Annotated in this window: 21 protein-coding genes; 14 read left to right on the top strand and 7 right to left on the bottom strand. The window is 40.7% G+C overall.

Features of this window, described 5'->3' with window-relative positions:
- Positions 1-43: 43 nt before the first annotated feature.
- The 5 genes from ACSSTM_RS10320 (at position 44) to ACSSTM_RS10300 (ending at position 3,868) form a co-directional block, all read left to right on the top strand.
- Positions 44-1,426 carry an amino acid permease gene (locus ACSSTM_RS10320; RefSeq protein WP_034664289.1) on the top strand — a complete coding sequence of 461 codons (1,383 nt, stop codon included), beginning with the start codon at positions 44-46 and terminating at the stop codon, positions 1,424-1,426.
- 99 nt (positions 1,427-1,525) lie between these two features.
- Entirely contained in the window at positions 1,526-1,891 is a 366-nt protein-coding gene (locus ACSSTM_RS10315; protein ID WP_034664286.1) for a VOC family protein, read from the top strand.
- Positions 1,892-1,945: 54 nt separating this feature from the next.
- Entirely contained in the window at positions 1,946-2,407 is a 462-nt protein-coding gene (locus tag ACSSTM_RS10310; protein WP_095285922.1) for a hypothetical protein, read from the top strand.
- An 18-nt stretch (positions 2,408-2,425) separates the two neighbouring features.
- On the top strand, positions 2,426-2,764 hold the full coding sequence (locus tag ACSSTM_RS10305) for a DUF4288 domain-containing protein (RefSeq protein ID WP_034664284.1): 339 nt from the start codon (positions 2,426-2,428) through the stop codon (positions 2,762-2,764).
- 243 nt (positions 2,765-3,007) lie between these two features.
- Positions 3,008-3,868, top strand: coding sequence for an alpha/beta fold hydrolase (locus ACSSTM_RS10300; RefSeq protein WP_034664282.1), 861 nt, complete (start codon positions 3,008-3,010; stop codon positions 3,866-3,868).
- Between the two features lie 39 nt (positions 3,869-3,907).
- Here ACSSTM_RS10300 and ACSSTM_RS10295 read toward each other — a convergent pair whose 3' ends face one another.
- Both ACSSTM_RS10295 and ACSSTM_RS10290 read right to left on the bottom strand, forming a co-directional pair.
- Positions 3,908-5,335 carry an alanine/glycine:cation symporter family protein gene (locus ACSSTM_RS10295; protein WP_309416210.1) on the bottom strand — a complete coding sequence of 476 codons (1,428 nt, stop codon included), beginning with the start codon at positions 5,333-5,335 and terminating at the stop codon, positions 3,908-3,910.
- A gap of 33 nt (positions 5,336-5,368) precedes the next feature.
- On the bottom strand, positions 5,369-6,349 hold the full coding sequence (locus ACSSTM_RS10290) for a glutaminase (RefSeq protein WP_012008818.1): 981 nt from the start codon (positions 6,347-6,349) through the stop codon (positions 5,369-5,371).
- A 517-nt stretch (positions 6,350-6,866) separates the two neighbouring features.
- On the opposite strand from ACSSTM_RS10290, the gene ACSSTM_RS10285 reads away from it, so the two are divergent.
- The 3 genes from ACSSTM_RS10285 to ACSSTM_RS10275 all read left to right on the top strand — a co-directional run bounded on the left by ACSSTM_RS10285 (position 6,867) and on the right by ACSSTM_RS10275 (position 10,376).
- Positions 6,867-8,153, top strand: a complete 1,287-nt coding sequence (locus ACSSTM_RS10285) for an ATP-binding protein (RefSeq protein ID WP_095285924.1) — start codon at positions 6,867-6,869, stop codon at positions 8,151-8,153.
- A gap of 4 nt (positions 8,154-8,157) precedes the next feature.
- Entirely contained in the window at positions 8,158-9,099 is a 942-nt protein-coding gene (locus ACSSTM_RS10280) for a response regulator (RefSeq protein ID WP_095285925.1), read from the top strand.
- A 191-nt stretch (positions 9,100-9,290) separates the two neighbouring features.
- A complete protein-coding gene (locus ACSSTM_RS10275; RefSeq protein ID WP_034664274.1) occupies positions 9,291-10,376 on the top strand; it encodes an SEC-C metal-binding domain-containing protein in 1,086 nt (361 codons plus the stop codon).
- Positions 10,377-10,429: 53 nt separating this feature from the next.
- Here the strand turns inward: ACSSTM_RS10275 and ACSSTM_RS10270 are convergent, their stop codons facing one another.
- Positions 10,430-11,470, bottom strand: a complete 1,041-nt coding sequence (locus tag ACSSTM_RS10270; RefSeq protein ID WP_106038493.1) for a DUF4352 domain-containing protein — start codon at positions 11,468-11,470, stop codon at positions 10,430-10,432.
- A 454-nt stretch (positions 11,471-11,924) separates the two neighbouring features.
- Here ACSSTM_RS10270 and ACSSTM_RS10265 point away from each other — a divergent pair, with 454 nt between their 5' ends.
- A complete protein-coding gene (locus ACSSTM_RS10265; RefSeq protein WP_420735117.1) occupies positions 11,925-12,854 on the top strand; it encodes an aldo/keto reductase in 930 nt (309 codons plus the stop codon).
- A 31-nt stretch (positions 12,855-12,885) separates the two neighbouring features.
- Here ACSSTM_RS10265 and ACSSTM_RS10260 read toward each other — a convergent pair whose 3' ends face one another.
- Positions 12,886-13,851, bottom strand: a complete 966-nt coding sequence (locus tag ACSSTM_RS10260; RefSeq protein ID WP_187704311.1) for a sensor histidine kinase — start codon at positions 13,849-13,851, stop codon at positions 12,886-12,888.
- Positions 13,852-13,862: 11 nt separating this feature from the next.
- On the bottom strand, positions 13,863-14,564 hold the full coding sequence (locus ACSSTM_RS10255; RefSeq protein WP_034664265.1) for a LytR/AlgR family response regulator transcription factor: 702 nt from the start codon (positions 14,562-14,564) through the stop codon (positions 13,863-13,865).
- Between the two features lie 161 nt (positions 14,565-14,725).
- Between ACSSTM_RS10255 and ACSSTM_RS10250 the strand changes: the two genes are divergently transcribed.
- The 3 genes from ACSSTM_RS10250 to ACSSTM_RS10240 all read left to right on the top strand — a co-directional run bounded on the left by ACSSTM_RS10250 (position 14,726) and on the right by ACSSTM_RS10240 (position 17,122).
- The gene (locus ACSSTM_RS10250) at positions 14,726-15,466 is read left to right on the top strand and encodes an ATP-binding cassette domain-containing protein (RefSeq protein ID WP_024427223.1); all 741 of its coding nucleotides are present in this window, start codon (positions 14,726-14,728) and stop codon (positions 15,464-15,466) included.
- Positions 15,466-16,641 (top strand): ABC transporter permease, encoded by a 1,176-nt coding sequence (locus tag ACSSTM_RS10245; protein ID WP_034664263.1) that lies wholly within the window; start codon positions 15,466-15,468, stop codon positions 16,639-16,641. Before ACSSTM_RS10250 ends, ACSSTM_RS10245 begins: the two co-directional genes overlap by 1 nt.
- Positions 16,642-16,786: 145 nt before the next feature.
- Positions 16,787-17,122, top strand: a complete 336-nt coding sequence (locus ACSSTM_RS10240; protein WP_034664261.1) for a hypothetical protein — start codon at positions 16,787-16,789, stop codon at positions 17,120-17,122.
- Between the two features lie 95 nt (positions 17,123-17,217).
- Here the strand turns inward: ACSSTM_RS10240 and ACSSTM_RS10235 are convergent, their stop codons facing one another.
- Positions 17,218-18,276: a DUF4352 domain-containing protein gene (locus tag ACSSTM_RS10235; protein ID WP_437404161.1), complete on the bottom strand. Its 1,059-nt coding sequence runs from the start codon at positions 18,274-18,276 to the stop codon at positions 17,218-17,220.
- A gap of 537 nt (positions 18,277-18,813) precedes the next feature.
- On the opposite strand from ACSSTM_RS10235, the gene ACSSTM_RS10230 reads away from it, so the two are divergent.
- Both ACSSTM_RS10230 and ACSSTM_RS10225 read left to right on the top strand, forming a co-directional pair.
- A complete protein-coding gene (locus ACSSTM_RS10230) occupies positions 18,814-19,242 on the top strand; it encodes a cell wall hydrolase (protein ID WP_034664257.1) in 429 nt (142 codons plus the stop codon).
- 119 nt (positions 19,243-19,361) lie between these two features.
- The gene (locus ACSSTM_RS10225) at positions 19,362-20,141 is read left to right on the top strand and encodes a glucose 1-dehydrogenase (RefSeq protein ID WP_437404160.1); all 780 of its coding nucleotides are present in this window, start codon (positions 19,362-19,364) and stop codon (positions 20,139-20,141) included.
- 20 nt (positions 20,142-20,161) lie between these two features.
- Here ACSSTM_RS10225 and ACSSTM_RS10220 read toward each other — a convergent pair whose 3' ends face one another.
- Entirely contained in the window at positions 20,162-21,202 is a 1,041-nt protein-coding gene (locus tag ACSSTM_RS10220; RefSeq protein ID WP_034664253.1) for an acyltransferase family protein, read from the bottom strand.
- Positions 21,203-21,400 lie beyond the last annotated feature (198 nt).

Genomic DNA, 21,400 nt, shown 5'->3' with positions numbered 1-21,400 from the left:
TTGAGTGATTTTTTGTTTTTCTAACGTTTTGGAGGGAAAGGGTTTGCGACATATTCTTCGTAAGAAACACATTCACGATTTGTTAGAACAGAGCAGGCAGCAAAAGGTAAAGAGAACGCTGGGCGGGCTCGATCTCACGCTCCTTGGTATAGGGGCAGTGATCGGCACGGGGGTCATGGTGTTAACCGGAATTACAGCGGCTAAGGATGCAGGACCGGCTGTCATTTTCTCCTTTGCCATTGCAGCGATTGTGTGCAGTTTGGCAGCACTTTGCTATGCAGAAATGGCTTCAGCGCTGCCTGTATTCGGCAGTGCGTACATTTATTCATATACAACGATGGGTGAGCTTGTCGGGCATCTGATGGGATGGACTTTATTGTCCGTTTATATGCTGACTGCTTCAGCTGTCGCCAGTGGCTGGTCGAGTTATTTCAACAGCTTGCTTGAGGGGTTTGGCATTTCGATTCCCCATCAATTTTTAGCGGGGCCAGAACAAGGCGGATACATGAATCTGCCAGCCATTATCATTGCCTTACTGATTGCGTGGATCTTATCTAGAGGAACGAAGGAAAGTAAAAAATTCAATAATATCATGGTGTTTGTGAAACTCGGTATTATTGTTCTTTTCATTGTAGTAGGCGGTTTTTATGTACAGCCAGCCAATTGGCAGCCGTTCATGCCGTTTGGTGCAGAAGGCGTCATTGCCGGTGCTGCTGCTGTGTTTTTTGCCTTTTTAGGATTTGATGCGATTTCTGCTTCTGCGGAAGAGGTAAAAAATCCGCAGCGGAATCTGCCGATTGGTATTATCGGCTCATTACTCATTTGCACGATCATTTACATTGTCGTTTGTTTGATCATGACAGGCATGGTGCACTATACAAAACTGAATGTCACAGAGGCTATGTCCTATGTGCTGCAAAGTGTACATCAAAATAGCGTAGCCGGTATTATTTCTGTCGGTGCGGTCATTGGATTGATGGCTGTGATTTTCGCCAATAATTATGCAGCAACTCGAATTGCTTATGCGATGGGACGAGATGGACTTTTGCCTAAAGTGTTTTCGAAAACAAACAAAAGCGATACGCCTGTTGCAAGCATATGGATGATTGGCGGCATGACAGCTGTTATTTCAGGGTTTATTGATTTAAAGGACTTGTCCAATTTAGCGAATATCGGTGCTTTATTGACGTTTGCAATGGTGAGTTTATCTGTGCTCATTTTGAGAAAGACACATCAGCAGCTTGAGAGGGGATTCCGGGTTCCATTTGTGCCGGTCTTGCCGATTATCTCAATGGGCTGCTGCTTGTTCCTTATGCTCAACTTACCAGGCCGGACGTGGCTTTACTTTGGTGTTTGGCTGTTAATCGGTGTCGTCATGTACGCAGCGTATTCAAACAAACATAGTGAATTAGCGAAAGCTTCATGAGAAAAAGGTGCAAATCCGTTGACGATTTGTGCCTTTTTTCATACGATTTGGGATAAGCTATAAAAGAGAAGATGGACGGACAAGAGGAGGATGAAGGGTATGATTAGCGTTAGTCCTTATATTGTGGTAGACGATGTGAAGGAATCTCTTCAATATTATCAAGGAATTTTTGGCGGAGATATTCATATTTTAAATGAACATCAAGACCGTGTGCTGCATGCGGAACTTCACCTTGGAGAATCATTGCTTCACTTTTCAGATACGTTTGGCCGCACACAAAAGCCCGAGAATCTCAGATTGATTATGCAGTTTGACAATGAAGAAGAACTAAAGGCAGTATATGAAGCGCTAGAAGCTGACGGAGATGTACTGGTCGAATTACAGGATACGTTCTTTGGTGCACTTCACGGACAAGTACAGGACCGCAAAAATGGGTTGATCTGGGTGCTGAATTATATGAAATAGATGAAGACAAAGAGCTAAATAAAGATCATGCAATGATATAAAAATAAAAAATGATTGTGGACACAGCAACCTCAACTATCTGTATTTACTTTTGTTTTACAAGCACCAGCAAAGGCAACAGAAAACGAAAATATTGTGATTAACCCAAATGATTTAGTATCCTCTGAAGGAGAAATAAATCATGATCAACTTGCAGAAACAAAATTTGCAATTCCGATCCCTTTCTTCTTTATTCCAGGATTAGGACAAGTCGCAGTATTAGCAACTGGGGCTGTCATTGTAGGTGGTATGATATTTTCTTCAAACTCTTGGGAAGCTCAAGTTGTTAAACATCACAAAATGACAGCAAATGAATTCATCTCAAAAAACAGAAAAGGAAAAATAAGAGGTGAATTTCCAACAGAATATCTAAATAAAACCATTGATCAAATTAATAAAGATGCAAAAAAGGGTATCAAAAAAGCAAGAACAGCTAAAAAACTTTTAACTGATAACAGATTTAAAAAGAAAAAATAATTAAAAGGTGATAAATCTATGTATGATCTCTTTTCAGCAAAATTATTGTTTGAATCCATACCGTCTCCCAAAGTTAGACCTGATAAGATATTTGAAGAAAGAATCGTATTAATCAAAGCAAAAGATCAAGATGAAGTTAAAAAAATTATAGAAAAAAGTTTTCCAGAAGAAACATTTGGAAATGGGGATTACGGACAAACAACAAAAAAATTAGTAGCAATCCTAGATATATTTGAACTTGTAGACAATTTAGAAGAAGAACCACTTCACTTAAGTGAAGTGTATTGTCGTTATCTTTCATTTGATGAAGAAATATCTCCAAAAGAAGCAATAGAAAAATATTCTCTAGATAAATAAAAATCGTAAAAAAAGCAGACTGATTAGAGTCTGCTTTTTTAGTTATTTAGTCATTTAGCACAAATACATATCTTCTCTGTTTCTTTCGCAATAAGGCACCAATTCGCTGTTCAAGGATCCTTGGTCAAAATTCTAAGACCTTCACCATCGTGAAGGTTTTTTTGGGAGTGTTTTTATTTTCTGAAAAATGGAAAATATGCTATGTTGGAAGAATAAAAGAACAAGGAGAAGGGTGGCAAAGGGATGGAGCAAATTGAATTTCAATCGATCCAAACAAATGGTGTAACACTTCACACAGCAATGGCTGGACCTGAGGATGGCCCGCTGCTTGTACTGCTGCACGGGTTTCCTGAGTTCTGGTACGGCTGGAAGAACCAAATCATGCCCCTGGCTGAGGCAGGCTATCGTGTCGTCGTTCCTGATCAAAGGGGCTACCATTTAAGTGATAAGCCGGAAGGAATCGAATCCTACGTATTAGATCAACTGAGAGATGATATCGTAGGGCTGATTAAGACGCTTAGTCCGAATCAAAAGGCGATTGTGGGAGGTCATGATTGGGGAGGAGCTGTTGCTTGGCATTTGGCATCCACACGTTCTCAATATGTAGAGAAATTAATCATTGTCAACATGCCGCATCCGCGGGTCATGATGAAGGTTCTTCCGTTTTATCCCCCGCAGTGGAAGAAGAGCTCCTATATCGCTTTCTTTCAGCTTCCAAATGTGCCAGAGGCAGCACTTCAGGAAAATCACTTTCAAAAGCTGGATGAAGCCATTGGATTGACTGCAAGACCACATTTGTTCACGAAGGAAGATGTATTAAGCTACAAGCTGGCTTGGACGCAGCCAGGTGCCATGACCTCAATGCTGAATTGGTACCGCGCCATCAAAAAGGGCGGCTTTGAAAAGCCGATATCAAAACGCATTTTAGTACCTGTTCGCATGATCTGGGGGATGGAGGACAAGTTTTTAAGCAGAAAGCTGGCGAAGGAAACGATGAAGATTTGCCCAAATGGTCAGCTGATTTTTGTCGATGATGCTTCTCATTGGATCAATCATGAAAAGCCAGAAGTGGTGAACAAACTCATACTCGAATTTTTGAACTAAAGAAAAAAGCTCTGATCAGAGGACCAGAGCTTTTTTTATTTATCCGATTTGATTCTTTTTCAACGAAGCAGGTTCGTCGTCCCAGCATTCAATTTTCTCATTGTTTGGAACGGCATTTTTATAGAAGACAGGGTCCTTGCCTTCTTGTTTCTGTCTCGTATAATCCTTCAATGCTGCAAAGGCGACCTTAGACAGCATGGTAATGGCGATGAGGTTGACGATGACCATGAGTCCCATGAAGAGATCGGCTAGACCCCAAACGAGAGGAACAGTTGCAACTGCACCGAAAAGAACCATTCCAATAACGGCAATTCGATAGATGTTAAGCCAAATTTTGTTGGCACCAAGGAATTCAATGTTCGTTTCACCATAGTAATAGTTACCGATCAATGTACTAAAGGCGAATAGGAAAATCATGATAGCAAGGAATCCAGAGGCCCATGGCCCAATGTGCTGACTGAGTGAAGCCTGTGTTAATTCAATTCCTTGCAGGTTCGTTGTTTTGTACGCATCAGAGAATAGGACAAGGAAGGCTGTGCTCGTACAAATAATTAACGTATCTGTTAATACGCCAAATGCCTGGATCAACCCTTGTTTTACAGGGTGACTTGTCACGGCTGTTGCTGCTGCGTTAGGTGCACTACCCATACCAGCCTCATTTGAGAAGAGACCGCGTTTAATCCCTTGTAATAATGCCCCGCCTAGTGTTCCGCCAGCGAACTGTTCAAACCCGAAGGCATGTTTCACAATCGTACTGATGACACCAGGAAGTTCAGTGATATTTGTCACAATAACAAAGAATGCAATTCCGATATAAGCTAGAGCCAGTACAACGACAATGTATTCAGAAGCTTTTGCAATGGCTTGGATTCCCTTGAAAATGATTGCTGCAAAAATAACAGCCATTACAATACCGACTGTTAAACGGTCTAATCCAAAGGAGTTTTCAAAAGCGACGGTGATCGTATTTGATTGAACCGCATTAAAGACGATTCCAAAAGAAATTGTAATTAGGATCGCAAATAAAATTCCCATCCAGCGCTTGTTTAACCCTTTTTCCATGTAATAAGCAGGTCCACCCCGGAATCCTGTTTTATCTTTCACTTTATACACTTGGGCTAATGTACTTTCAACAAAGCTTGAGGCAGAACCGATAATGGCTACGATCCACATCCAAAAAATTGCCCCAGGTCCACCAATTGCAATGGCGATAGCAATCCCTGTGATATTCCCTGTTCCTACACGTGCCGCCATACTGATGGCAAATGCTTGGAACGGTGATATCCCCTCTTTTTCTTTTCTTCCTTCTTTCAGGACACGCACCATTTCTTTAATCATTCTCACTTGCAGGAAGCGTGTTCTATATGTGAAGTAGACCCCTACTCCAAGTAACAGAGCAATCACAATATAAGTCCAAATAAAATCATTTGTATTTGTTAAATAAGATAGCAAAGCTTTTTCGTTCATAACATCACCTCTTCGAATTCATGACTGTTCATTTTAAAAAATACTGAGATCCCACTCTTTGGCGAGCTTTTTCAGCATCATGACACCGGTAATACTATTTCCGCAATCGTCAATGGCTGGACCATAAATACCAATTCCGCAGCCTGTCTGAAATGGGAATTCTCTTCTTGCGCTTGGCGGAACGCAAGCCATAATTCCTCCAGACACACCACTTTTGGCTGGAACGCCTACGAAAGCAGCAAAATTACCAGATGCATTATACATGCCGCATGTCAGCATCAATGCCTTTGTTAGTCTTGCGATATCCTTTGGTATGACTTGGACCTGTTTAAAGGGATGGTAGCCATCACTTGAAATAATCAGTCCAATCAAGGCGATGTCCTCTGTTGTGACCTCGATGGAACATTGCTTTAAATACACTTCTAATGTCTCTTCGACATCTGATTCTAAGTAATTGGTTTCTTTTAAGTAATAAGCAAGAGCACGGTTGCGGTGCGCAGTTGCCCATTCTGATTGATAAACCTCTTCATTAACAGATGGACGCTTTCCTATTAAGTTTTCGATTAAATCGAAAATATATGCTAGCTTTTCTGTAGAAGTCTTTCCGGGAAGGATGGAGGATACGGTAATAGCTCCAGCATTAATCATTGGATTAAAGGGCTTCCCCGGTTTATGCATCTCAAGGCGGTAGATGGAATTAAATGCATCACCAGTTGGCTCTACATCTACCCGGTCCAAGACGTAAGGAACGCCTCTTCCTAAACAGGCAGCTATAAAGCTGATGACTTTTGAGATACTTTGCAGGGTAAAGGGAACGTCCCAATCACCATATCGTACAGATGATCCATCTGGGCCTATCACGCTGATACCAAGTTGAGAGGAATTCACTTTTCCGAGTGCTGGAATGTAGCCAGCATTCTGCCCGTTTTTGTAATACGGACGTATTTCTTCTGCCCATTGATCAACAGAAGACTGGCATGCGTGTTGTGTATTATTAGAAATTGCTGTTTTCATACGATTCCTCCAATCAAAAATCAAAAAGTACCCTATTGAATTGGCGGATGACAAAAAATGCGATCAAATAGGCACGAAAACATGTTACACATCTTCAAAGAACTTGTCATGCGCTGCTTGTACCACTCCTTTACACCTAAATATATGTTCAATTGAAGGCTTTGGCGGCGAAAAAACAAAAAGGGTTTTTAGTGAAAATTCAGAAAACGCTTACATATAGTTTCACTAAAATTGTTCATTTAATTTATCTTGGAAACTACACAATCTGACGAAAATCTACAGAAAAACTTACAAATAAAAATCGGTTTGTCGATGATTGTCTAAACAATTCCCATTATTGTAGACAATCACCAAAACGCTGAATAGCTGAAAGGTCACCATGCCGTCTCGGAGAATAGTCATAAAAAAGGATTTTGGGGAAAGAAGGAGCCGTGAAAATTATTTTTTTGCACATTGTGAAGAAAAGAGTCTCCTTGTATACTGTGGCTATGCAAAAAGGGGAAGGGATGTCAGTCATTTGAGTTTAAACCAGCTTGTCAAAAAAGACGCATTCATTTTAATTTTTATGGTGGTTATTGTGCCGCTTGCAGGAGAACTGAAGTTTTATCCTGTGAATGAGACGTTCCGGATCAGCTTTGGCGCACCTGCGTTTTTCTTTTGTTTATTACTCTTAAGGAAATCTAGACCGTTTTTGCCTGGGTTTTTAACAGGCGCAGCCATTGTGCTTTTTCGAGTAGGCTTAGATCTGATTCAGCATAATGCTGGACTGGCTGCATCATTTTATCAGCAATTCCCAAGTTTCTTCTTCTATTTTACATATGCTTTCCTGTTTTTTGCCGTCCGTACGGGACGTTTTAAACAGCGCTCTATTTTTATTGGGATCATTGGTCTCATGATCGAATTAGTAGCTGATTTTGTTGAGCTGTTTGTACAATTTTTAGTGTTTGATACGACGATGACATTATCAAAGCTGAGTGATATGTTTCTCATTGCGTTTGCTCACAGCTTTGTGGTGATCAGCTTTTTTAATATGATGAAGCTGTACGAGGCACAATCAAGAGAGAAGCAGATCATGAAACAAAATGAGCATATGATGATGGTCATTTCAAATTTATATGAAGAAACGGTTCATTTAAAGAAAACGTTAAAACATACAGAGCATATTACGCAAGAATCATACAGACTTTATCGTCTGCTGCATGAACACGAAGCAGGCAAGAAAGTGAGTCAGGAGCTGTTGAAGCTCGCAGGAGAAATCCATGAAGTGAAAAAGGACAATCAGCGTATTTATGCTGGTCTTTCGAAGCTGATTTCTAAGGAAAATATGCAAGACTATATGAAGGCTGAAGAGCTGGTTCAGATTGTCATCCGCATTCAAGAGAAATATGCGTTATCTCTAGGGAAAAACATCTCTTTTACATCTGATATAAGGGGCATTCATTTGCATGATTACCATGTGTTCATTTTCTTATCGCTCATTAATAATTTAATGGCAAATGCGGTTGAAGCCATAAAGGATACTGGAATGATCTCACTCGTATTAAAAGGAAGTCATGATAAAATAGAGATTCGGATTGAAGATGATGGCCCGGGGATTCCTGAAAAAATGAGAGAAATTGTATTTGATCCAGGCTATACTTCTAAATTTGATGCATATGGAACACCATCAACTGGGATTGGATTATCCTATGTGAAAGAGTTGGTTAAAGAGCTTGGCGGTCAAATTAAAATCGAACAAAGAGAAACAAAGGGAACAGCTTTTCAGCTAATCCTTCCTATACAAAATTTAATACAGAGAGGGTGAGTGTATGCGGTTTTTCATTGCAGATGATGATCGTGCAATACGCTCGATTTTAGGACAAATCATTGAGGATGAAGATTTAGGAGAGGTCGTGGATGAAGCCGATGACGGAGTTGGATTAGAAGCACATTCATTGAACCTAAAAAAAATAGACATCCTTCTGATTGACCTTTTAATGCCTGCTAGAGACGGCATTCAAACGATTCGTCATATTCACCCTGAATTCAAAGGTAAAATCATGATGATTTCCCAAGTAGAGGCGAAAGAGATGATGGCAGAAGCCTATGAATTAGGGATCGAATATTATATTCATAAACCTGTCAATCGAATTGAGATCGTCAGTGTGATTCGAAAAGTCATGGAGCGTATTAAGCTGGAGAAATCGATATATGATATTCAAGCTTCCCTTCGCCATGTGCTGCCGTTAGAGCCTGTAATTTCTCATGATACGACGGGTGCTGGGGCGAAAAAAAGGACAATGAAAGAGGCAGGGGAATTTCTCTTATCCGAACTGGGAATTGTCGGAGAGAGCGGATCTAAGGATTTACTAGAGATCCTGATCTACTTACATGAAACACAGTCAGCCAATTCTCATGAGGTCAATTTCCCGCCGCTAAAGCAACTCTTTATCAAAACAGCGGAGAGGAAGCTGGATGATGGGGCAACCGATGTCGAAGTGATGAGAGAAGTGAAAGCAGCAGAGCAGCGGATTAGACGCGCTATTCATCATTCCTTGAATCATTTTGCTTCACTAGGATTAACAGATTTCTCGAATCCTAAGTTTGAGCACTATGCGTCGAAGTTTTTTGACTTTACCGATGTCAGCCAAAGAATGAAAGAAATGCAGAAGACCTCTTCATCCGCAGGATCGACAGGCAGAGTCAATACGAAGAAGTTTGTTCAAATCTTTTATTTTGAAGCAAAGCAGTTATTTGAAGGAATGAGCTGAAGAAAAACTGTTGGAATGATTGGAGAAAATAAACAGAAAAAGACTGCTATTCCTATGATCTGTCGTGATCTTCATGTACCTTTGTTATTTAACTGATCATTCTGATTTTTCTTTTTTCTTGAAAATAAAACTCTCCTGTGCAATCGTTTGTTAAAATAGTGAGGTTAGACTAGAATGTCGGAGGTTTTATTTTGGGAAAAATTAAACGAAATGCGCTCTGCCCATGCGGAAGCGGAAAAAAATATAAACATTGCTGTGGTCAAAAGTCAGGCGGAGAACAAACGTCTGAGCTTGTGTTTAAGGAAGCTGTACAAGTTCAAAAGGATTTAATGAACTATGCTTTCTCTAAGCATCAGAGAGCCATTAATCAATTCATTAATGAGTTTTCTTTCCTTGCAGATATGGATAAAGAAACGCAACAAATTTCAGTTTTCCATTTAAGTGTATGGGGCATTTTCTTCCGTCCATTAACGGATCAGAAAGAAACCATCTTCCAAGAATTCCTGACAAAGAAAGCAGAGGATATTACCCGTCCGAAAACAAAACAAGTGGTTCAATCATGGACAGACATGGAACCATCTTTGCTTTTATTAAATGAAAAAACGGACGAGTCTCTTTACTTTGAGAATATGGTGACAGCTGAGAAGGTTGAAGTAGATGTAAAACCTGATCAAACAGTGCTTCCTGAAAAAGGAAGTCTCGTGCTTGGATTCCCTGTTCAATTTGAAGAAAAAGCAGAGTTTTTCATTCAATATACGATGTTTGCAAAAGAGTTTACAGATACGCTTCTTCTTCAAGTTCGTCAGCTTGTTGAAGCATATGAGGCAAATGGAGGAACGCGCAGCACATTTATGAGAGAATCATTCCCTGACGTGCTGAAGTGCATGTTTGCGAAGCAAGAAGTAGAAGAATCAGAAACATCTGCTCAAACAGAAGGCGATACAGGTCTAACAGCAGATCGCATGGACTGGGCAAGTGATGTTCAGCTGGAAACAGCTAAGCTGATTGAAGACGGAATGAAGGAACACGGGGACCAAAGCCTGACTGATGGCGCTTTAACTGTGTGGAAAGCCTATTGTGATCAGAAATCACCTGTAATCCGTAAAGCGGCATCATTTGCTGCGGGAATCGAATATTACATTCATTCACTTGCAAGCGATGCACCGCTTTCTCAAGCGCAAATAGCGAAAAAGTATGGCATTAGTGCGTCTACTGTATCGAGCCGTTTTAAAGATATTGAAAAAGCGGTGAAAGAAGAGCAAGAGGCGACTGTATAGCATAAGAAAAGACGCGGCACCTTCATGGGCCAGCGTCTTTTTTTAGTTCATGATTATCTTGTTTTAATAAAACCGCTCATGTACTGCGATGTATTATAATCGTTGAGGTCAATTTTCCACTGACCATCCCCGTTACGTTTCATTTTCACTTCGTATTCAGCTGGGCTGGAGACTGGAGGAAGCTTTTCGAATTCAGATGCGTACATGTTTAAGCTTTTCTTATACAATTCTTCTTTAGAGCGGATCTTGCCGTTGTAAAACTCGTCTCTTTGCTTGTCTAGCTTGTCTTTTAAGTTAGAAGCATCAAGGCCTGTTACTTGAGCGACAACCTTCGCCTCGTCATCAGAGATGGTTTTTACACTTGTTTCTACTTTGGCTTTATCCTTCATGGTGTTTTGAATACGTTTGTACATAGACAGAATATCACGGTCACTTACTTCATTTCCGTAAATGCCGGCACTTCTTTTGAAGTCTTTCACAAACATGTCGTGGTATTTATTGACGACATCTGACTGGTTGTCACCCGTTAAATCTGCAAACTGATCGTTCTTTTTGTCAAAGACAATCATATCGGTATAAGCGGATAGCGCCTTTGCAGGGTTATCCAGCTTTTTCGCTGTATCCAGTATTTTGTTTCCATCTAGGTTGATTTCAATCGAATCACTGTTTTTCTTGATGCTGTCTTGGTACACGAACTGATATTTTTTCCCTTTGTCTACTAGGAAATAAAGAGCACCTGATTGTGATTTGCCTTTGTTCAATGAACCGAGGTCAAGACGGTCTTTACTGCCGTAAAATTTTAAATCAGTTACTTTGGCATCGTCCTGATAAAGGGAGAAGTCAGAGCTATATAATGAAAGAGCCTTGTCACCTTTGTTTGTAATCGTCAGGTTGACTTTTAGTACCAATTCATTGTCTCTTAGCGTAGTTGTTGAGTCTTCTGGTAACGTATATTCGTAGCTGTTGACTTTTACCTCTGCTGTTTTTGTTGATTTTTGATCAGTGTTGCTTGATTTTGCTGAGCTCTGGCAGGCTGCAGAGATGATCATCACGAATGAAATCATGAGGAGTGCACTTATTTTTTTTAGATTCACAGTTGATGCTCCTTTGCTTTTCTTTCGTCATTTCATTCCCGCTATCTGACTATGAAAAAAGAAACAGATAGGATGGTATATTCGGGTGTTACAGGGGAAAATCTCCTTATGACGATTTGCACTTTTCATTCTATCGAAATTCGATCATGATGAGGAATAGGTTTTAGTCCCTATCTTTGAAAAAAATTTACACAAACATCTTTAATAAAAGGAATTTTGTAAGTCTAATATACTAGTTAATAAGAATTAATTTATAGATTTATCATGGGTTTTAAATGTTTTTTAGGTAAAAATTTTGAAGTGGAGGTGTTAATGCTTTCAGAGAGATGACTATATGTCCATTTATTTTCTCACCGTCCACCTCCCAGTTAATTTTCAGAGAGCAGGATACTTGAATGTTGAAAAGGATTCATGGGAAAATAAGGATGATTAAGCGGATAAGGGAGATGAGCTTTTGAAAAAGGTAACGCTTGGACGAACTGATTTACAGGTGAATCCGATAGGGCTTGGTACGAATGCGGTAGGTGGACATAATTTGTTCCCGAACCTGAGTGAAGATGCCGGACGAGAGCTTGTGGAGACGGCTCTTGATCAAGGAGTCAATTTCTTAGATTCTGCTTTTATTTATGGGCTGGGCCGTTCAGAGGAATTGATCGGTGAGATCATTGCCAAAAGAGGCGGCAGAGAAAACCTTGTCCTTGCGACAAAGGGGGCTCATAAAGAAGTAAACGGACAAATTGAACTGGATAACAGCCGGGACTTTTTAAGAGAGCAGGTCGAAAATAGCCTGAAACGACTGCAAACAGATTATATTGATTTATACTATATGCATTTCCCGGACGGCCGGACGCCGCTGGAAGAAGTAGCAGGCACATTAAAGGAATTGAAGGATGAAGGAAAAATCAGGGCAATTGGTGCATCAAACCTTGATTTCGAACAGCTTCAAGCCTTTAATCGAGATGGCTACTTAGACGTGCTTCAGTCGGAGTATTCTCTGCTGAAACGTGAGGCAGAGCAGGATCTTCTCCCATACTGTGTCGAGCATCGTATTTCCTTTATTCCGTATTTCCCGTTGGCGTCAGGCCTGTTGACTGGGAAATTTACGAAGGATGCGACATTTGATGATATTCGAGCAAAAGACCCGCTTTTCCAAGGCGAGGCGTTCCTTCAAAACCTCGAAAAAGTAGACAAGCTGAAGGCAATTGCACAATCAAAGAACGCTGAAACGGCACACGTCGCACTGGCTTGGCTTTTAGCGCAGGAAGGCATCGACGCCATCATTCCAGGTGCAAAACGAGCTGAGCAAGTTCTGCAAAACTTAAAAACAAACGATGTTCAATTAACAAAAGAGGAAATCAATCAAATTGATCACATTTTCTCTTAACATAAAAAAGGTGCCTAGCTGCACCTTTTTTTTATGACATCGTGAGGGGGATTTTGATGACGAGCCGCAAATTTGGAGAACGGTAAGTGAAATCAAGTGTACCGTCTGCCTTTTCAACAAGCTGATGAATGATATACGTCCCCATTCCTTGATGATCGCCGCCTTTTGTCGAGCGGCCATAGGTTTTGAACAAATGGTCTAACACGTGTTTTTCCATTCCTTTTGTGCTGTTCTCACAATGGATTAAAAAGAGCCCGCTCCGAATAGAGGTCGTGATTGAGATGCTTCCCTCGTTCCCGGCTTGCTTCGCTTCAATCGCCGCATCTAGGGCATTATCAAGCAGGTTGCCAGTAAAACTAACCTGATCCGCCTTAGAAAAGGGAAGCGATGAAAATGGTGCTTGAAGGTCTAGTGAAAGGGCAATGTCCTCTTTTTCAGCCCGCTCAAAAAAGGGGTGCAAGGTTGAGGCCAAATAAGCATTTTCTCCTTTAATCCATGGGAAATGTTTCACGTATTGCTGAATCAAATCCTTGATCTCATGTTCGTCGTTCGACGTGGAAAAGGCATTTAAATGTCTAGCTGTTTCATGATGTTTACTGCGCAGCTCAAGCAGCAATTCATTGGTTCTTGATTCTGCGTTGATCAGCTCTTGAAGCCGTCCATTTAACCGTCTCTCCGTCTGCATCATCTTCAATGAAAGGATATCTGCTGTCATGATGATCATCAAAGCCAAAAGAGAGCTCAGCCCATTTCCTTGCGTCAGAAAAAGGGAAAGACCTGCACAGGTGAAGAGCACAAAAGCGCCCAGCATCACATAATCACTCACATGAGGCAAAAACCTTTTGTATATGAAGAATGTATAAAGACAAATCACACAAAAGGTGAGGAGCCACAGCACCCCAGATGATAGCGGCAGAAAAGCTTCAACAGCTGCGTGAAATGCAAGACCTAGCCATATGAGAGCATACATGCGGAATCCAAGATAGAAATCGTTCACGTTCGTTCTCCTTAAAAATAGTATTTCTTAAAGTATTCTAATTGCTGCTTGGTCATCATGGCTTTTTTATCCGTACCTTCAAAAGACACGATAAACGAATTTTTGGCATACGCCGAGAAGTTCTTGATGTAATGAATATTGATGATAAACGATCGGTGGGAGCGGATAAAATCTTTTTCAGCCAGATCGCCCTTTAACTCGTTTAATGTCTGATATGTCTGGATATCTCCTGTTGTTGTGACAATGGTGGTTGACCGGCCTGTTCGCTCAACAAAAATGACATCCTTCTTTTGCAACACATGAATATCTGACTGCTGCTTAATGAGAAGCCGTCCATGAATGCTTTTCTCCTGCTTGGTGGACAGATAGCGATCTAAGGATTTGGCAATTCGATCGGCTTGGTAGGGCTTCATAATATAATCATGAACATTTAAATCAAACGCATGGACCGCATATCCACTGTTTCCTGTCACAAATACAACATCGACATTCAGTGCGTGAGAGTGAATGAGATCCGCTAATTCATAACCGGACATTCCGGGCATTTCAATGTCTGCGAACAACAGATCAATGTCTCCCTGTTTGACCTTCTTATATGCATCCTCTGCTGACTGCGTGACAAAGACAATGTCTACAGCCTCCATTCTGCCCACAATGGCATGCAGCTTTTCTAAATCTACTCGGTAATCATCAACGAGACCTACTTTTATCATAAAAATCACCTGTGACTCTTCTTATTATTTGTCTATTTTACCATTTGTTTTTTTAAAATAGATCATTTCAAGACAGAAAAAGGACGTTTCGCGACATTTTTATGTCAGAGAAGCGTTATTTTTTCTATCATAGACTTAGAAAGTTGAAAGGGGCGAACCAAATGATTACTCTCAGCGATTGCAGCTGCTGGTTTAAAGATAAGAAAAAAGTCGTGAAAGCAATGAAACACATGACGTTCTCCGTGAAGGAAGGGGAAGTCGTTGGTATCTTAGGAGAAAATGGTGCAGGAAAAACCACATTATTGCGCGCCGTAGCCACATTATTAGAGCCTACGCACGGAACAGTCACTGTCGCAGGCTTTGATACGGTGAAAGAAGCAACTGAAGTGAAAAAGCGAATTGGTGTTTTGTTTGGCGGTGAGACAGGGCTTTACGATCGTTTGACGGCACGAGAAAACCTTGAATACTTTGGCAAATTATATGGCTTAGATCAGCATGAAATCAAAGCAAGAATAGAGGATCTGGCAAAGCGTTTTGGGATGAGACAATATATGGATCGCAAGGTGAAAGGATTCTCAAGAGGAATGAAACAAAAGGTGGCGATTGCTAGAACCTTGATTCATGATCCTGACATTATTTTATTTGATGAGCCGACAACAGGCTTAGATATCACATCAAGTAATATTTTCAGAGATTTTATTCATCAGCTCAAGCAGCAAAATAAAACCATCCTTTTTTCAAGCCACATCATGGAAGAAGTCAGCCAGCTTTGTGACAGTGTCATGATGATTCATCAAGGAGAGCTTGTGTACAAAGGAACACTTCCAGAATTATATACACAGGAACAAAGTGATGACTTGAACTATATCTTTATGTCGAAGCTCGCTAGGGGGATTTCATAATGTGGAAAACCGTATTTTTAAAAGAAATGACAGATGCACTCAGGGACCGAAAAACCTTACTCTTAACAGTGCTGATTCCTCTTTTGACGATGCTTGGACTGGTGTTCTTTTATGAAAGCATGATTGCAGATCCAGGGGATGAAACCTATACGGTCGCAGTGAATGAAAAGCTTCCAACCGAAATGAATCAAATGATCAAAGAGGTCAAAAACCTCACGCTTGAAACATTTGATGACCCGCAGCAAGCTGTCAAAGAAGGGAAGGCGAATGCTTACCTGGAAATGCCGAAAGAGGCTGACGACATGCTTCAGCATCAAAAATCATTTGCGATTAAAATTCATGGGTACACAACAGATGATGATTCTGTCATAACGGTTCAAATGCTGCAATCCTTACTGGAGCAGTATCAAAACCAAGTCGTAGAAAAGCGTTTAGCAGCTGATCAAATTAATACGTCTGTTATTCATCCATTTCAGGTGCAGGCCGTTGATGTAGAAGAAGGCGATGAAGGGGAAAATGGAATGACCGCTATGCTTTTGTCGATTCTCCTTCCGATGATTTTGGTGACCTCCGTTATCTCAGGAGCTTTGCCAGCTGCGCTTGATATTGTAGCGGGTGAAAAAGACCGAAAATCGATTGAAGCGTTGTTCCTGACACCTGCCAGCAGACTTCATATTCTCATAGGAAAATGGCTTGCTGTCTCCATGTTCGGAATTTTAAGTGGAATTGTGGCGATCGGCATGCTGCTTTTATCCACGCTGCTCTTTACAGAAAAGCTAAAACAAGCACTGAACTTTGGTGATCAAATGTGGAGCATTATCGCCGTCATGTTTGCGGCGCTTATCATCTTCTCATTCATGGTATCGATGATTGAACTGCTACTCAGTGTCGTTTCAAGCTCAGTCAAAGAAGCGCAATCGTACATGTCCATGATCATTACATTAGGTGTGATCCCAATGTTCTTTACCATGAGAGCAGGTGCTACGCAGCTAGATACGTACTACTTTGCTGTCCCATTCCTTAATATTCATGCATTGTGTAAGCAATTGATGTTTGGCATCATCGATCCGATGTCCATCACTCTGACACTCGGCTCCTCGGCCCTCGCAGTCGTCATCTTGTTTGTCATCGTGAGAAGCTTGTTTATGAAAGAAAAGTGGATGCTTGCGAAATAAAGAAAGTAAAACTTGTAGATTATTCTACAAGTTTTTTTATATCCAGAGATTCATATAAAAGAGGTTCACGATCGGGTTAAAGAAATGGCATAATAGAAGAGAACTTACATTATTATCCTAATTTGATTAAAGAGGTGATTGGTGTATGTCTTATCAAACAGATGACGATGATGTGCTAGAGTTATGTAATATATATGCTCAACAAACACACCATTTTGAAGCGTTTATTTTGGGGAACAGGAAAGGGTTATTGGAATTAAGAAAAGCAATAGATGAAGCGTTAGAAACGGGCAGTTCCGTTGCACATTTATATCCATCCGATTATGAAGGATATGAAACGTATATTGCTTTAGTAGACGACGAACAAAAGTTTGAGAAATTAATGGATCCTTATGTAGAGGAATACGCACAAGAGGAGGATGCTGTTGATCCTATTGAGGTGATAAAAGAGTATGAAGCGGCAAAAGAAAATCCTTCGTAATAGACCGTATCTTACTTTCTTGGCTGTAATTCGGAATTAAATATAGGGATCAAACGAAAAACGATAAGAAAAACCCCCGAATCGGGGGTTTTTCCTTAGTTCTTGATGAATTTTTCAACTAATGAGCTTGTTTTGTAATCGTTCAAATCAAGTTTCCATTGGTCGATGTCATTTTTCTTCATGTTGACTTCTACTGTTTCTTCAGAAGATGAAGGTCCTAATTTTTTGAACTCTTCTGGGTAGATCGAGAGTAAATATTTTTGTGCTTCATCATAAGACGCTGTACGGTTTTTGCTGTAGAACTCAGTCGCCTTTTCTTTTAAACGATCGACAAGCGGGCTTGCATCAATTGGTGTAAGGGTCACAGTCACAACGGCTTTATCACCACTGATGGCTTTTGTTTTTGTTGATACTTTTGATTTTTCAGCTAATGTTTCTTTCACGGCTTTTAGAAGCTTATCAAGGTTTTCATCCTTCGCTGAGCTAGAAGAAATACCTGATGACGTAATGTAGCCTTGTTTGAATGATTTATCAAATTCGTTGATAACGGTTGATTTGTTATCACCTGTTAGTTTTTCGAACTCGTCGTTATTCTTACCAAAAATCATCACATCAATATAAGAAGAAAGGGCTTTTGCAGATGCTTGAAGTGTATCTGCTTTTTTCATTAAGTCTTTACCTTTAATATCGAACTCTAGTGTTTTGTCATCTTTTTTAGAACCACTGCCTGGCTCTGTGTACACAAGCTGATAGTCTTTGTCTTTGTCAACAACATAGAAAAGACCGCCTTTTAATACTTTGTCTGCATTTAGAGAGCTTGAAGATAATACTTCGTTGTAGTCATCTGGAGAGATCGTAGACACCTGTGCATCATCTTGGTAAAGCGTGAAGTTGCTTTTATCAACATTTAGAGGCTCTTTGCTGATATTTTTTACAGATACGTTCACTTTTAGTACATACTGATCATCCTGTACAGATGTATCGTATTGAGGTGGTAACGTGTACTCAGCGCTTTCTACCTTTACCTCTGCTGCATCAAGGGATTTTGTATCTTTTTCTTTCGTAGCTGATTTTTCTTTTCCACCACTACAAGCAGCAGCGACAACAGTTACACACAAGATCAGAAGAAACAGGGATAATTTCTTTTTAAACATGACATGTTTTCCTCCTCGGGTTTATGATGAATTTCATTGGAAAGCTTTAGTTCATATCGTTCTTTTTGCACAAAAAGAAAAATACTGTATGTTTTTTACTGTAGAATGAAGCGAAAGTACTGTCAATACTTCAGTGCGTTTCAACGGCTGCACAGCTTCAAGTAGTAAAAATGACACTAAGTTGAGAGGAGAAACTTGTAATTTATGATGTGATATCTCCTGTAAAAACTCAACATTTTATATTTTAAGGTTTTGAGTCGGATTATTGAATAGGTTCAAATGACTGTTTTTGACGAAGGTGTAGCAATTAGAAGGATTTTTATGACTTGTAAATGAGTCTATAGTAATGAATGTTTTTTCCTGTTATGTGTATGATCACTTGGTTTGTGTGTTGTTGGCAGAGAACTCATGTCCAGCAAAATGTTGAGGTGTTTAGACAGGCTCTCGACACTGAATGTGTCTTTTCCCGTCAAAATGGCAGTCATCTACACAGAAAGACCACATAAAATAAAAGAGAAACGAAATGGAGGTGGATGTATGGCAGTGGTAAGAGCGACAAGCTCTGATATTGATCTAATGGCCAGACTGCTGAGAGCGGAGGCAGAAGGTGAAGGGAAGCAAGGGATGCTGCTCGTAGGAAATGTGGGCATCAACCGGTTGCGTGCCAACTGCTCTGACTTTAAAGGGCTGCGTACGATTCCACAAATGATTTATCAGGAGCATGCATTTGAAGCGGTCACGCATGGTTATTTTTATCAACGAGCACGAGAAACGGAAAAAGCACTAGCGCGGAGGAATATTAACGGAGAACGATTTTGGCCGGCAAAATTCAGCCTTTGGTATTTTAAACCGCCTGGAAATTGTCCACCGACTTGGTACAATCAGCCGTTTGTGGCAAGGTATAAGTCGCATTGCTTTTATCAGCCAACCGGTGAAACATGTGAAAATGTCTATAACACCTTTTAGCTTGATGAACAGCACAATCCTCTTAGTCAACGATTGCAGAGGGTTGTGTTTTTCTTTTTTTCAAAATGGGTAACCATTGTGTATCAACAAGATGAAGCACGTGATTGGGGGAAATGAAGATGTATCAAGATTTAAAAGGAAAAACAGCCATTGTCACAGGTTCTTCAAAAGGAATCGGACAAGCCATCGCATTACGATTTGGACAAGAGCAAATGAATGTGGTTGTAAACTATAAAGGCGATGAAGATGGTGCTGAAGAAACGGTACAAGCCATTCAGCAGCGCGGAGGTCAAGCGGTGAAAGTACACGCAAATGTCTCCAAAGAGGAAGGAATTCAAGCCATCATGGATACAGCACTGGAGCATTTCGGTACAGTAGATGTGTTCGTTAATAATTCAGGCTTTAATGGCGAAGAAGCGATGCCGCATGAGATGACGCTTGAACAATGGCAAAAAGTCATTGATGTCAATATCACAGGCGCCTTTTTAGGAGCAAAGGCTGCGATCGCCTATATGATGGAGCATGACATCAAAGGGTCCATTTTAAATATATCCAGTGTCCATCAGGAAATACCGCGCCCGTTCAATGTTCACTATTCCACTTCCAAAGGTGGAATGAATATGATGACGAAGACGCTGGCTCTTGATTATGCGGAAGCAGGTATTCGGATCAATGCGATTGCTCCAGGTACAATGGCGACCGAATCGAATGATGATTTGCAGGATGAACAGAAAAAACAAAAGCAGCTTGAAAAGATTCCGATGAGAGCCTTTGGCGAACCGAAGGAGATTGGGTCCGCCGCTGCATTCCTCGTATCTAAGGAAGCTTTGTATATCACAGGCACCACCTTATTTGTGGATGGAGGAATGACGCTTTATCCTTCTCAAATCAATGATTAATACAAAAAGCATCCGCCCGATCAGCCGGCGGATGTTTTTTGTTCGTAGCGGTGTGCGGCTTTGGCTGGTTTGCCGAGCAGCATCGGATACTTGCTCAGGAAGGAGATACACGGCACCATAAGCAGCAAAGTCCCGATCGTATAAAAGAGTGTCCAAGAGAGCTGCGCTGTATCCGCAATATTGATGCCAAGTCCATAATAAACAAATGCTTTCATAATATCGATGCCGGCAAACTGCAAGACAAGAATAACAATAGAATTTCGTCCGAGATACGTCAAAATAGGGGACGTTTTGAATTTAAAGCTTAAATAAATCACGGCAGCTGAACCGAGCAGTGCACATGCATAGAAAAGAAAGAGATCGCCATAGTCGTTAACGCGCATATCGACCCGTGAATTCAAGCTTTGCATGTAAGCCGTCAGTACAAGCAGACCTGTACATAGAAGAAGGGTTGGATCTGTTTTTAATTCCACAAACCATTGCTTTGCCAAAAATCCAATTGAATAAAACACAACAGCCGTCAAGGCGACATTGGCATTCCAAGGCAGACTTTGGTCTAAAAGCAATGTAGAGGCATATCCAGCACCTCCGCAAAGAACGGTCAGTAAGATCAAGACAGCAGGTTTCCCTTTTGTCAGACGGTGCATAAAGAAAAATATAATTTCCACTAAAAAGAGCGTCGTTAAAAACCAGATGGCTGGGTTATGCGTGAGTCTAGCTTCATCTGCATTGGATATAAAAATACCTGTAAACGGAACGAAAGGATCAATATCCGTTTGTCCCTTAAAGGCAAAAAACCGAGTAACGGAGAACCAGAAAACATACGTAATGATGGAGAAATAGAGATAGGGCAAGAGTAAGCTCTTGGCTTTCTTCTGAATAAATGACAGAGCAGGGTGTGAGGATGATCGAAACATCATGCCTGATAGTAAAAAGAAAAGCGGCATATGAAAAGAGTAAATGAATTGCTTTAACGAATCTGGAATGGGCACATGCGCCATGACCACGAGCAGAATGCCGATTCCTTTAGCCGCATCGACCCAATCGAGTCTCTTTTTCATGGCCTGTCATCTCCTTCCTTCTAGCGTCGTAAACGATTCTTTAATATGTACCTCTACTATATAAAAGGTACACCCCTTATGCGTTTACAGTTCGCTAACGATTAGAAGACACATTTGCGATCAGATGACAGACGGAAGGATTTTGACATCTTGATGTTACATTTCCCATTTTTTATGACAATGTAAAAAAAGAAGCCA

Source organism: Bacillus sp. RK1064 (assembly GCF_051488405.1).
Lineage (GTDB): Bacteria > Bacillota > Bacilli > Bacillales > Bacillaceae > Bacillus.
The sequence above is the reverse complement of the archived record's forward strand: the minus strand, read 5'-3'. Positions and strand labels throughout refer to the sequence as shown.

What these genes read in the sequence shown, in the direction of transcription:
- ACSSTM_RS10230 (WP_034664257.1), top strand. Translation starts at nt 18,814, where the DNA reads ATGGCAGTGGTAAGAGCGACAAGCTCTGATATTGATCTAATGGCCAGA.
- ACSSTM_RS10295 (WP_309416210.1), bottom strand. Translation starts at nt 5,335, where the DNA reads ATGAACGAAAAAGCTTTGCTATCTTATTTAACAAATACAAATGATTTT.
- ACSSTM_RS10225 (WP_437404160.1), top strand. Translation starts at nt 19,362, where the DNA reads ATGTATCAAGATTTAAAAGGAAAAACAGCCATTGTCACAGGTTCTTCA.
- ACSSTM_RS10305 (WP_034664284.1), top strand. Translation starts at nt 2,426, where the DNA reads ATGTATGATCTCTTTTCAGCAAAATTATTGTTTGAATCCATACCGTCT.
- ACSSTM_RS10290 (WP_012008818.1), bottom strand. Translation starts at nt 6,349, where the DNA reads ATGAAAACAGCAATTTCTAATAATACACAACACGCATGCCAGTCTTCT.
- ACSSTM_RS10255 (WP_034664265.1), bottom strand. Translation starts at nt 14,564, where the DNA reads ATGATAAAAGTAGGTCTCGTTGATGATTACCGAGTAGATTTAGAAAAG.
- ACSSTM_RS10250 (WP_024427223.1), top strand. Translation starts at nt 14,726, where the DNA reads ATGATTACTCTCAGCGATTGCAGCTGCTGGTTTAAAGATAAGAAAAAA.
- ACSSTM_RS10300 (WP_034664282.1), top strand. Translation starts at nt 3,008, where the DNA reads ATGGAGCAAATTGAATTTCAATCGATCCAAACAAATGGTGTAACACTT.
- ACSSTM_RS10235 (WP_437404161.1), bottom strand. Translation starts at nt 18,276, where the DNA reads ATGTTTAAAAAGAAATTATCCCTGTTTCTTCTGATCTTGTGTGTAACT.
- ACSSTM_RS10245 (WP_034664263.1), top strand. Translation starts at nt 15,466, where the DNA reads ATGTGGAAAACCGTATTTTTAAAAGAAATGACAGATGCACTCAGGGAC.
- ACSSTM_RS10220 (WP_034664253.1), bottom strand. Translation starts at nt 21,202, where the DNA reads ATGAAAAAGAGACTCGATTGGGTCGATGCGGCTAAAGGAATCGGCATT.
- ACSSTM_RS10280 (WP_095285925.1), top strand. Translation starts at nt 8,158, where the DNA reads ATGCGGTTTTTCATTGCAGATGATGATCGTGCAATACGCTCGATTTTA.
- ACSSTM_RS10315 (WP_034664286.1), top strand. Translation starts at nt 1,526, where the DNA reads ATGATTAGCGTTAGTCCTTATATTGTGGTAGACGATGTGAAGGAATCT.
- ACSSTM_RS10240 (WP_034664261.1), top strand. Translation starts at nt 16,787, where the DNA reads ATGTCTTATCAAACAGATGACGATGATGTGCTAGAGTTATGTAATATA.